This window comes from Phytohabitans houttuyneae (assembly GCF_011764425.1).
Taxonomy (GTDB): Bacteria; Actinomycetota; Actinomycetes; order Mycobacteriales; family Micromonosporaceae; genus Phytohabitans; species Phytohabitans houttuyneae.
Genome location: NZ_BLPF01000005.1, coordinates 141,115 through 153,243, shown reverse-complemented (window position 1 = coordinate 153,243; position 12,129 = coordinate 141,115). Strand labels below are relative to the sequence as shown.

The following is a 12,129-nucleotide window of genomic DNA, read 5'->3' as shown; positions in this document are numbered from 1 at the left end:
AGGTGCGGCAGCCGACCCTCCAGGACGTGGCGGACAACGCCCAGGTGCACCGGGCCACCGCTTCGCGCGCGCTCAACCCGGCCACCCGCCACCTCGTCAACGCCGAGACCGCCGACCGGGTGGAGCGGGTCGCGCGCTCGCTCGGCTACCGGCCGAACCCGATCGCGCGCAGCCTCAAGACCTCCCGCTCGGCGAGCATCGGGCTGGTCATTCCCGACCTGACCAACCCGCTCTTCCCGCCGATCGCGCGCGGCGTCGAAGACGTGCTGCGGCCCGTGGGGTACAGCGCCTGGATCGTCAACACCGACAACGACCCGGCCCGCGAGGCGGACGCCGTCGAGTCCATGCGGGTACGCAACGTGGAGGGCTTCGTCTTCGCCACCGCCCGGCTGGAGCACCCGCTGCTCGACGAGCTCACCGCCGCCGGCAGCCCGGTCGTGCTGGTCAACCGCCGCATCGCCACCGCCGCGATCCCGTCGGTCACCGCCGACGACGCGACAGGTGTGGCGCTGGCCGTGCGGCACCTGGTCGAGCTCGGCCACCAGCGGATCGCCCACCTGGCCGGGCCGCAGGACCTCTCCACCGGGCGGGGCCGGCTGCGCGCGTTCCGGCAGGCGCTGCAGGACCACGGACTCCCCGACGACCCCGAGCGGCTGATCGTCTGTACATCGTGGACCGAATCGGCCGGCGCCGCCGCGCTCACCGCCCTGCTCGACTCCGATGTGGACTTCACCGCCGTGCTCGCCGGCAACGACCTGCTCGCGCTGGGCTGCTACGACGCGCTCGCGGCACGCGGCCTCCGCTGCCCGGACGACGTGAGCGTGGTGGGTTTCAACGACACGCCGTTCATGGACAAGCTGAGCCCACCGCTGACCACCGTGCGCATCCCCCACTACGAGCTCGGCGCCGAAGCCGCGCGCCTGCTGCTCACTGAAATTCAGGAGCCAGATCGACATCCCCGATCGGTGCTGCTTCCCCTGACACTGGTGGTGAGGGGGTCGACCGCGCCCCCGCGACCGTGATCAGGCAGGGGGCTCCATGCTCGACTTCAATCCCATGGTCAGCCCGCACCGGGAGGACCCGCACCTGTTCTACCGGGCCGCGCGCGAGCGGCCCGTCACCTTCAGCGAATCCATCGGCGCCTACATGGTCAGCCGCTACGCCGACGTCACCGCCGTCCTCGACGACCCGCGGACGTACTCCTCGTCGGCCTCCCTCCCGTGGATCTACGACAACCCGCCCGAGGTGGTCGCCGAGCTGAAGGCCGGCAACGTGCCGGAGACCACCGTGCTGGTCAACACCGACCCGCCCGCGCACGCCCACGTCCGCGCGCTCACCGAGGCCGCGTTCAGCGGCGCCCGGGTGCGCGCACTGCTGCCACTGATGCACCGCCGGGCGAACGAGCTGATCGACGGTTTCACCCCGGGCACGACCGACCTGGTCAGCGCCTACGCCGCCCCCTTCGTCCAGACGATCATCGGCGCCGCGATCGGCTTCCCGCCCGAGGACACCGCACGCGTACACGCCTGGACCGAAGACCTCAACCTGCTGTGGAACCACTTCATCCCGGTCGAGGACCGCGTCGCCGCCGCCCGGCGGCTCGGCGACTACACCCGCTACATCCAGACGCTCATCGACGACCGCCGCGCCCACCCCCGCGACGACATGATCTCCACCCTGGTGCACGGCATCGACGGCCACCCCGGCCTCGCCGAGGACTACCTGCACAACTACATCCGCGGCAAGCGGGTGGCCGGCCTGGACACCACCCGCGACGCGATCACCGCCACCATCCTGATCGCCCTGCGCGACCCGTCGATCCGCGCGCGCATCACCGACGACCCCACCCGCACGATCGTGAAGGTCATCGAGGAGGCCCTACGCCGCGACGCCCCGCACCGCGGCCTCTTCCGCATCACCACCCGCGAGGTCGAGCTGGGCGGCGCCCTCCTGCCCAAGGGCTCGCTGCTGCTGCTCCTGTTCGGCTCGGCCAACCGCGACCCGGCCCACTTTCCCGACGCCGACACCGTCGACCTCGACCGCCCGAACGTGCGCGACCACGTAGCCTTCGGCAAGGGCCTGCACTTCTGCCCTGGCGCGCCGCTGGCCCGCGCCGAGATCCGGGTCGCGGTGGAGACGCTCTTCGCCCGCCTGCCCGACCTCCGCCTGGCCGCCGGCTACGAGCCGACGTACATCGCGAGCTACTTCTTCCGCGGCCTGGAATCCCTCGACGTGATCACCCCATGAGCGATTTTTGAGCTACCGCGACGCCCGCGGTGGTCCAGACCGTTGCTCCCGCGGCCTCACCCTCCGCGGTGGCCCAGCTCACCCCGCTCCCGCAGATCTTGGCGAGTTGGCGTTGCTCGACTTTAGGAGTTGGGATTGCTCGCCGTACGACAGCCTCCGGCGTCCTTACCAGCTCACGGTGTCCGCGCCGCGGTGGCCGGTTTACGGGGTTAGGCATTGACCCGGCAAGAAACAAGATCCACCGGTCTGGTCTTCCCCTACCCGTGCTTCTGCAGATCTTGGAGGCGGGAGCGCATGAGTCCACCCTCGTCGCGGTCTGTAACTGTCGATCAGGCGCAGGCGGCGTGAGCTTCGAGATCTTGGCGAGTTAGCGCGTTATTTCGACGCTAACTTGCCAAGATCTGCCGGATCGGGCTCGTGGGTTGAGCCGGGCGACCGCAGAGGGTGAGGCGGCACCGCGGCATAGCGGCAGCTCACGTCTCACTCGGGTCGGACTTTAAGAGGGCACCCTGACCGCGAGGCGGGCGTCACTGTCGGTGATGGACGATCGCAGCGACAGCACACGTCTGGATGCGAGGGGCAAGGGCCACCCGCTCGGCCAGGCCAACGTCCTGCGCGCCGTCCGCTGCGAACCCGCTCGGCACCGACACTCCCGCAGCTCACCGGCCGCGTGGTGTCGCGCCGCAGGTGCCTCTCAACCTGGGCGCACGAATGCGCCCACTCCCCGACATCGCTCCTCCTGCACGGCCCATATCGCTCCTCGCGCACGGCCCCGTGTGCGCCCCCTCGCACAGCTCTCGCGCCCCGGCCTCGCACCCGGCCCTCGCGCCGCCTGCGGGGCTCGGCGGGAAGCTGGTCCCGCCCCACGCGCACAGCCCTCGCGTCTGCCCCTCCCGTCCGGGCGTCCCGTCCGGCCCTCGCGTCGGGCCCTCGCGACCATGGTTTGAGCAGGAGCAATTCGCCCAAAAACTGCCGCCCAAACCATGGTCAACGCTGGCAGACCGTGATCACGCGCTGCAACGTTGCGCGGCCCGGGGCGGCCACGGCGGGTTGGCGCGGGCAGCCCACCACGGCGCAGGGTGGCGCAGGGGCGGGTTGGCGCAAGGCGGCGACACGGGCAGGGTGGCGCGGCACGGAGCGGCACGGAGCAGCGCGGAGCAGCGCGGAGCAGCACGGGGCGGGGCGGCACGGCGCAGCGCGGAGCGGCACGGGGCGGGGCGGCACGGAGCAGCGCGGCACGGAGCAGCGCCGGGCAGCGCGGCGCGTGACGAAGCGGGCCGGGCGGGCGGAAGCGCAGCGGGGCGGCGTAGCCGGCCGGGGGCAGGTTGGCCACCGCGGAGGGTGAGGCCGCGGGAGCAACGGTCCGGACCACCGCGGGCGTCGCGGTAGCTCGAGGTTTCGAGGGGCTATTCGGGTGGGAGGTGGATCTCCACCGCGCGGGCGGCCTTGGCGGCGTCGAGCAGGACGGCGTGCCTCGGGTCGGGGACCTGGAGGTGGCGGTCGGCGCGGAGGGCGGCCAGCGGGGCGAGCCGGCGGTCGGTGAGGATCGTGTCGACCGTGCGGCGGTCGCCGCCGCAGACCAGGGCGGCCAGCTCGCCGGCCGCGGGCAGCAGCACGCGGGCGGCCAGGTCGGCGGCGTCGCCGGCGGCGGCCTTGGCCTGGTTTTCGCGGCGGCGGGCGAACCGTTGCTGGGACCAGCCGCCCGCGGCCGTGCGGCTCTGCACGTAGCTGGTGTCCACTTTGGATGCTGTCAGGCGGTCGCCTAGCGCGATGCCCACCGCCACCGCGCCCTTGCGGGCCAGCAACAGGCCCAGCAGTCGCGACTCCAGCGTCGCGGACTGGAATGTGGACAGGTCGGTGTACGCGGTGACGCCGGGCGGGGCGTGCAGCTCGGCCACCGCGCCGTCCGGTGCGCGCAGCGTGATGCCGAAGTCGGCGGTCGTGGGCTCCGGCGTGCCGTGGCGGGCGGCGAAGCCCTCGACCCACCTTGGCAGGCGCTCGGGGTCGACGTCGACCCAGCGCCCGCCGCCCGCGGCCGGTCGACTGCCCATGGGCCCGACGGTACGGCATGATCGGGCGATGACGCCGCTCGCCACCGAGGTTCTGGGTCGCCTCACCCGCGTGTACGGTGCGGCGCGTGACCCGGAGCGGGCGCGGGCGATGGCGGCCTACATGCGGGACCTGTTTCCCTTCCTCGGCGTCCAGTCGCCGGCGCAGCGGGTGCTCTCGCGCGAGGTGCTCGCGGGGCTGCCGCGCCCCACCGAGGACGACCTGCGCGACGTGGCCGAGGCGTGCTGGGCCCTGCCCGAGCGGGAGTACCAGTACTTTGCCTGCGGCCTGCTGCGGCGGCACGCGCGGGTCTGCTCGGCGGGATTCCTGGAGACGGCGCGTTTCCTCGTCGTGACCAAGCCGTGGTGGGACACAGTGGACGCGCTCGCCGCGCATCTGGTGGGCACGCTCGTGTCCGAGCACCCGGAGCTGGCGTCCACGATGGACGAGTGGGCTGTCGACCGCGACATGTGGTTGGTGCGCACGGCGATCCTGCACCAGTTGCGCTACAAGGAGCGGACCGACACCGGTCGGCTCTTCGGCTACTGCACGCGGCAGGCCGGGCACACCGACTTCTTCGTACGCAAGGCGATCGGCTGGGCGCTGCGGGAGTACGCCAAGACGGACCCGGCGGCGGTCCGCGCGTTCGTGTCGGCGCACCGGCTGGCACCCCTGTCGGCGCGAGAGGCATTGAAGAACCTCTAGGCATAAGTGGGCCGGACAAGTTACCATCCGGTACACGAATGTTCCTCATATATTTACAATCACGAGGATCGCCATGCGCAGACCCGCCACCCTCCCGGTCCTCGCCGCGGCGCTGCTCACCGCGACGACCAGCCTCATCGTCCCCACACCGGCCACCGCCACGGCGGAGGCCAAGGCCGCGCAGGCGCGAGCCGCCGTGCTCGCTGCCAACGACTACTGCCTGGAGCAGTGCTCCGACATCCTCCCGCCCGGCCAGAACGGCAACGCCACGCTCGTCGAGATCCTCGCCCACCAGGCGCTCGGCACCCGCCCCGCGCACTCGGCGGACCAGCTCGACGAGTACGCCAACCTCGTCTACAACTACGCCGGCCTCAACGACGACCAGATCAACAGCTACTTCAACAACGCCTCGTTCGGCGTGCCCGCCGGGCAGGCCGAGCGCACCTACCAGCCGCGCTCCGACGTGACCGTGGTGCGCGACCGGGCCACCGGCACCCCGCACATCACCGGCACCACGCGGGCCGGCACGATGTTCGGCGCCGGGTACGCCGGTGCCGAGGACCGCCTCTTCACGATGGACCTGCTGCGGCACGTCGGGCGGGGGACGCTCACCCCGTTCGCCGGCGGTGCGGCCGGCAACCGCGCGCTGGAGCAGAGCGTCTGGCGCAACTCCCCCTACACGGAGGCCGACCTCCAGGCCCAGGTCGCCGCGCTGCGCCAGCAGGGTGCGCGGGGCGAGCAGCTGTACGCGGACGTCGAGGCGTACATCGCGGGCATCAACGCCTACATCGACGCCTGCATGCGGGGGCGCAACTGCCCCGGCGAGTACGTGCTCACCGGCCACCTCGACGCGATCACGAACGCGGGCGGGCCGGAGCGCTTCGCGATGACCGACCTCATCGCGATCGCCGGCGTCGTCGGCGGCCTCTTCGGCGGTGGCGGCGGCAACGAGATGCAGTCCGCGCTGGTGCGGATCGCCGCGCGGGCCAAGTACGGGCCGGCCGACGGCGACGCGGTGTGGCGCGGGTTCCGCGCGCAGAACGACCCGGAGACGGTGCTGACCCTCCACAACGGTCAGAGCTTCCCCTACGGTTCGGCACCCGACGACGCGCCCAGCGTGGTCATGCCGGACGCCGGCTCGGTCCGCCCTGAGCCGGTGGTCAGGGACGCTACCGGATCCGCCACCGACGGCGCCGTCGCTCTCGCGGAGCTCCAGATCGGCGCGGCCCACCGCGGCATGTCCAACGCCGTCGTCGTCTCCGGCCAGCACACGACCTCCGGCAACCCGGTGGCGGTCTTCGGGCCGCAGACCGGCTACTTCTCGCCGCAGCTGCTGCTGATGCAGGAGCTGCAGGGGCCGGGCATCAGCGCGCATGGCGTCGCGTTCGCCGGCGTGAGCCTGTACGTGCTGCTCGGGCGCGGCCAGGACTACGCGTGGAGCGCCACGTCGGCCGTGCAGGACATCACCGACACCTACGCGTTGCCGCTGTGCACCACCGACGGCTCGGCACCGACGCTCGCCACCAACCGCTACCTCCACCAGGGACAGTGCAAGGCGATGGAGGAGCTGTCACACGTCAACTCCTGGCGCCCCACCGTCGCCGACAGCACGCCGGCCGGCTCGTACCGCATCATCGCCTGGCGCACCGCGCTCGGCCTCGTCGCGTGGCGGGGCACGGTGGGCGGCCAGCCGTACGCGTTCACCCAGCGCCGCTCCACGTACGGCCGGGAGGCGCAGTCCGCGATCGGCTTCCAGATATTCAACGACCCCGCGGCGATGGGCGACGCCAATGCCTTCGTCGCGGCGGCATCCAACGTGGAGTACGCGTTCAACTGGTTCTACGTCAACTCGACCCAGTCGGCGTATTTCAACTCCGGTCGCAACCCGGTGCGTGCCGCCGGCTCCAACCCCAACCTGCCGATGGCCGCGCAGTACGAGTGGACGGGGTTCGCGCCGGTCTCCGCTCATCCACAGTCGACAAACCAGGACTACTACATCTCCTGGAACAACAAGCAGGCCCGTGACTTCAGCGCGGCGGACGGCAACTTCAGCTTCGGCTCGGTGCACCGCGGCGATTTGCTTGACGCCCCGGTGAAGGCCGCGCTGGGCGCCGGGCAGAAGCTCGACCGCGCCGCGGTCGTGCGGCTTGTGGAGGACGCGGCCACTGTGGACCTGCGCGGCAAGGAGGTGCTCGACGACCTGCTCCGGCTCATCGAGAGCCAGCCGGTCACCGACGCCGGGCTCGCCGCGGCGGTCACCCAGCTCAAGGCGTGGCAGCAGGCCGGCGCCAACCGCAAGGAGACCTCGGCCGGGTCCAAGGCGTACCAGCACGCCGCCGCGATCCGGGTCTTCGACGCGTGGTGGCCGCTCCTTGTGGACGGGCAGTTCAAGCCCGGCCTTGGCGCCGACCTGTACCAGGCGCTGGTCAACGCCATCCAGATCGACGAGTCGCCCTCCGACGACGGTTCCCAGCCGCACAAGGGCTCGGCGTTCCAGTACGGCTGGTGGGGCTATGTGGACAAGGACATCCGGCGGGTGTTGGGCGAGCCGGTGCAGGGCGGGCCGGGCCGCGCGTACTGCGGCAACGGCGACCTGACCGCCTGCCGCACGGTGCTGCTCGACACGCTCCGCGCGGCGGCGGCGCAGCCGGCGTCCACTGTGTACCCCGCTGACGAGCACTGCGCCGCCGGCGACCAGTGGTGCGCCGACGCGATCGTGCATTCCCCGCTCGGCGGCATCACCATGCCGGTCATCGCGTGGCAGAACCGTCCCACGTACCAGCAGGTGGTCTCGTTTCCGGCCGGGCGCGGCCAGGACGTGACCAACCTCGCCGCCGGGCGCCCGGCCACCGCGACCGGCTCGCAATGGCCGCACGCGGCGTCGCGGGCCTTCGACGGCGACCCGGGGAGCCGGTGGGCCAGCTCCTGGACCGACAACCAGTCGCTGACCGTCGACCTGGGATCGGTCCGGAGCGTGGGCCGGGTCATCCTGCGGTGGGAGGCGGCGTACGCGTCCGGGTACCGCATCGAGACCTCGACCGACGGTGTCACCTGGACCACCGCGTGGTCGACCGCCGCCGGCAACGGCGGCACCGACAACGACGCCTTCACCGCGCGGGACGCCCGCTACGTCCGCATGGCGGGCGCCCGCCGGGCGACCTCTTACGGCTATTCGCTGTACGAGATGGAGGTGTACTCACGCTAGGGCGGTGCCCGCCGCCAACGCGATGATCAACGCGCTCGACACGAGGGCGGTTGCCAGCCGGCCACGCGGCCCGGTCAGCAGCCGCCCTACGAGCGTGCCGCCGCCGGCGATGACGAGTTGCCAGCTCGCCGACGCGAGGAACGCGCCCGCCACGAAGAGCGCCTCTCCCCCGGCGCTCAGGCTGTCCGACGCCTGCCGACCGAGCACGAGCGCTCCGAAGTAGACGATCGTCATCGGGTTGAGGAGCGTGAGCGCCAGCAGCCCGCCGTACGCCCGCAGCGGCGAGGCGAGCCCCGCGTCCGAGCGGGCCGCGCGGGCCGGGTCGCGGTGGTGCCGGACCGCCGTGTACGCGGTGCGGGCGGCGAGCCCGAGCAGCACCGCCACGGCCACCCAGCGCAACGGTGTCGCGGCCGGCTCGATCACGCCGGCGAGGGCCGCGCCGCCGACAACGGCGACGATCGCGTACAGCCCGTCGGCGGTGGCCACGCCCATGGCCGCCGCCGCGCCGACGCGGAAGGACGTGCGGGCCGCGAGCCCCATGATCAAAATGGCGATGGCGCCGACCGGGACGGCCACGCCGTAGCCGGCGATCACGCCATCCAGAAACGCGGCGATCATGATCGTGGGTGCGGGATCGCAGCCGGCAGCCCGCCACGCTGCTGTCGCGTGCCGGCGAGGACGGCAGCGACAGGGACGCGGAAGGTTTTCGACTCGATCACGGTGCCAGTCTGCGTCACCAGCCGGGTCCGGGCGACCGAATTTAAGTGGTTGATCGCTGAACCATCCGGCGCCAGGCGCGTGCATCTGGTCGAGGGGTAGGGGGCGACGGAGCGAGGTGGGCAATGGTCACGTTCCGCATTCTCGGTCCGCTGGAGGTCGCGGGGCCGCAGGGGCGGCCCGTGCAGCTCACCGCCACCAAACCCCGCACGCTGCTCGGCCTGCTCCTGCTCCACGCCAACCGGCCGGTCGGCGTGAGCACCCTCACCGAGGCGCTGTGGCCGCTCAAGCCGCCCCGCACGGCCGCCGGCGCGCTGCGCACCCACGTCTCCAACCTGCGCACCTCGCTCCACCTGACCGGGCTGATCGCCCGCCCGCCGGGTTACCAGATCGCCGTCGACCCGTACGACCTCGACATGCTGCTGTTCGACCGGCTCGTCGGCGAGGGGCACCGCGCCGCGGCGCGGGGTGACCTGGCCACCGCGGCCGACCGGTGGGAGCGGGCGCTCGGTCTCTGGCGCGGCCGCCCGCTGGACGGGCTCGAGCTGGGCGCCGCCGCGGAGTCCACATTGGCCGATCTCGCCGAGCGGCGGCTCACCGTGCTGGAGCACTGGGCGCAGTCGCGGCTCTCGATCGGTGACCACGCCGGTACGCTGCTGCCCGCACTCGCTGCGGCCACCGCCGAGCAGCCCCTGCGCGAGCGGCTGCACGAGCTGGCGATGCTCGCGCTCTACCGGTCCGGGCGGCAGGCCGACGCGCTGGAGATGTTCCGCCAGCTGCGGCGCCGGCTCGTGGCCGACCTCGGCGTCGAACCCGGCCACGCCCTGCAGCGGCTGCAGCGCCAGATCCTCACCGCCGACCCGGCGCTCGACCCGCCCGGCGCAGCCGGCGCGGTCAGCGGGAGCCCGCCGGCGCCACGGCAGCTGCCACCCGACATCGCGGCGTTCACCGGCCGGCACCGCGAGGTCACCGCCGCCCGCGCCCGGCTCGCGACGTCGCCGCTGCGTCCCGCGCCACTTGTCGCGATCGCGGGGCCGGGTGGGGTGGGCAAGTCGGCCCTCGCCGTCTACCTGGCGCACCGGCTCGCGCACCACTTCCCGGACGGGCAGCTCTACGTCGACCTGCAGGGCGCCACGGCGGGACTGCGGCCGCTGCCGCCGCTGGAGGTGCTCGGCCGGTTTCTGCGCGCGCTCGGCGTCCGGGACACCGACGCGACCACAGTGGACGAGGCGAGCGCGGCGTTCCGCGCGGCCGCGGCGGGGCGGCGGCTGCTCGTCGTGCTGGACAACGCGCACGACGCCGAGCAGGTACGCCCGCTGCTTCCCGCCGGCACGCACACCGCGGTGCTGGTAACGAGCCGGCCCGTGCTGTCCACCTTGGACAACGCGGCGCACGTACACCTCGACGTGCTCCCGCCGGCCGAGGCGATGCTGCTGCTCAGCCGGCTCGCCGGTGCGGACCGCGTGGCCGCCGACCCGGGCGGCGCGCAGCGGGTGGCCGCCTGGTGCGGCTGCCTGCCTCTCGCGCTGCGGATCGCCGGAGCGCGGCTGGCCGCCCGCCCGTCATGGCCGGTACGCGAGCTGGCCGACCGCCTCTCCGACACCCGCCGCCGGCTGGACGAGCTGCGCTTCGGCGAGCTGGGCGTGCGCTCCAGCTTCCAGGTCAGCTACGAGCTGCTGCGCGACGGCGCGGAGGCGGACGACAGGGCGGCGGCGCGGGCGTTCGCGCTGATCGCGCTGCCGGACGCGGCCGACCTCAGCCTGCCGGCCGCCGCCGCACTGCTCGACCTGCCGCCGCTGGAGGCGGAGCGGATACTCGACCGGCTCGTCGACTGCCAGCTGCTGGCGAGCCCGGCGCCCGGCCGCTTCCGGCTGCACGACCTGCTCCGCCTGTTCGGCCGCTCAGTGTCCACAGCGGACCCCGACGCGCTCGTGCGGCTCCTGCGCTGGTACTCGACCACGGCGTGGGAAGCGTTCCGGCTGCTGCGCCCCGCGGACGCGCGGCCGGAGACCGCCGGCGAGTGGGCCGAGCGGGGCACGCCGTTCTCCGATGTGGCCGGTGCCCTCGACTGGCTGGAGTCCGAGCGGGCCAACCTCCTCGCCGCCGTACACCAGATCGCGCAGACCCCCACGCTGCCCGCCGCCGCCGCGAGCAGCCTGGCCCGCGCGATGTTCGCTTTCTTCCACATACGCGGCTACCTCAACGACTGGGTCGAGGTCAACGAGGTGGCCCGCACGGTCGCCCGCCGCGCCGCCGACCCGATCGCCGAGGCGCACGCGAGCCGCGACCTCGGTGCGGCGTTCGAGGTACGCGGCGAGTACCCGAAGGCGCTCGACCGCCTGCGCGAGGCCCTCGACCGCTACGCGGCCGCGGGTGACCGGCCCGGCGAGGCGGCCTGCCTGAACGGGCTCGGCACCGTCTACGACAGCCTCGGCCAGCTCACCGAGGCGGCCGCCAGCCTCGAACGGAGCCTCGCCATCAGCCGCGACCTGGACGACCGCCACAGCGCGGCGATCAGCCTCAACAACCTCGGCGAAGTCTACTGTGGACTCGGCGAGCACGGCCCCGCGGTGGAGAGCCTGCGCGAGGCGCTCGGCATCTTCCGCGGCAACGGCAACCGGCGCAGCCAGGCCGCGGTGCTGAGCAACCTGGCACAGGTCTACGAGCGGCAGGGCGCGTACCCGCAGGCGCAGGAGTGCTACGAACAGAGCTACGCGATGTTCGTCGACCTGGGAATCGCGGTCGGCCAGGCCACGGTCCTGACCCAGCTCGGCCGCGTGTACCGCCTGCGCGGCCAGCACACCCAGGCCCTCGATCGGCTGGGCACCGCGCTGGAGCTGGCCGAAAAGGTGGACGAGCGCCGCAGCGCCGGCCTCTGCCTCAGCGAGCTGGGCCTGACCCACGCCGAGCTGGGCGACCAGGAGGCGGCGCGGGCGGCGTGGGAGCGGGCGCTGGCCGTCTTCGAGGCACTCGGCGTCCCCGAGGCCGACAAGGTCCGCGCCGACCTCGCGGCCGCGACGCCCGCCACATAGCCGAGCTACCGCGATGTCCGCGGTGGTCCGGACCGTTGCTCCCGCAGCCTCACCCTCCGCGGTCCTCCAGCGCGGCGGCTACCTGATGTACGGCAAAGGCGGCCCCGGCGCCTCGGCTAGCGGCGCGGCCAACCCTCGGCGCCGGCCGGGCAACCAACGTGCCGCGGCCGCCCA

The 12,129-nt window shown here is 73.1% G+C and carries 7 protein-coding genes; 5 read left to right on the top strand and 2 right to left on the bottom strand.

Going from position 1 to position 12,129, the window contains the following annotated elements:
- Positions 1 to 2 precede the first annotated feature (2 nt).
- Both Phou_RS49425 and Phou_RS49420 read left to right on the top strand, forming a co-directional pair.
- Positions 3 to 1,022 (top strand): LacI family DNA-binding transcriptional regulator, encoded by a 1,020-nt coding sequence (locus tag Phou_RS49425; protein WP_218579666.1) that lies wholly within the window; start codon positions 3 to 5, stop codon positions 1,020 to 1,022.
- 16 nt (positions 1,023 to 1,038) lie between these two features.
- The gene (locus Phou_RS49420; protein ID WP_173071813.1) at positions 1,039 to 2,247 is read left to right on the top strand and encodes a cytochrome P450; all 1,209 of its coding nucleotides are present in this window, start codon (positions 1,039 to 1,041) and stop codon (positions 2,245 to 2,247) included.
- A 1,406-nt stretch (positions 2,248 to 3,653) separates the two neighbouring features.
- On the opposite strand, the gene Phou_RS49415 is transcribed toward Phou_RS49420, so the two are convergent.
- Entirely contained in the window at positions 3,654 to 4,298 is a 645-nt protein-coding gene (locus Phou_RS49415) for an acVLRF1 family peptidyl-tRNA hydrolase (RefSeq protein WP_173071811.1), read from the bottom strand.
- Between the two features lie 28 nt (positions 4,299 to 4,326).
- Between Phou_RS49415 and Phou_RS49410 the strand changes: the two genes are divergently transcribed.
- On the top strand, positions 4,327 to 5,001 hold the full coding sequence (locus Phou_RS49410; protein WP_218579665.1) for a DNA alkylation repair protein: 675 nt from the start codon (positions 4,327 to 4,329) through the stop codon (positions 4,999 to 5,001).
- 73 nt (positions 5,002 to 5,074) lie between these two features.
- Positions 5,075 to 8,206 carry a penicillin acylase family protein gene (locus Phou_RS49405; protein ID WP_173071807.1) on the top strand — a complete coding sequence of 1,044 codons (3,132 nt, stop codon included), beginning with the start codon at positions 5,075 to 5,077 and terminating at the stop codon, positions 8,204 to 8,206.
- Here the strand turns inward: Phou_RS49405 and Phou_RS49400 are convergent.
- Entirely contained in the window at positions 8,198 to 8,824 is a 627-nt protein-coding gene (locus Phou_RS49400; RefSeq protein ID WP_173071805.1) for a LysE/ArgO family amino acid transporter, read from the bottom strand. The genes Phou_RS49405 and Phou_RS49400 overlap by 9 nt on opposite strands.
- A gap of 224 nt (positions 8,825 to 9,048) precedes the next feature.
- Here Phou_RS49400 and Phou_RS49395 point away from each other — a divergent pair, with 224 nt between their 5' ends.
- Positions 9,049 to 11,955 carry an AfsR/SARP family transcriptional regulator gene (locus Phou_RS49395; protein ID WP_173071803.1) on the top strand — a complete coding sequence of 969 codons (2,907 nt, stop codon included), beginning with the start codon at positions 9,049 to 9,051 and terminating at the stop codon, positions 11,953 to 11,955.
- Positions 11,956 to 12,129: the final 174 nt, after the last annotated feature.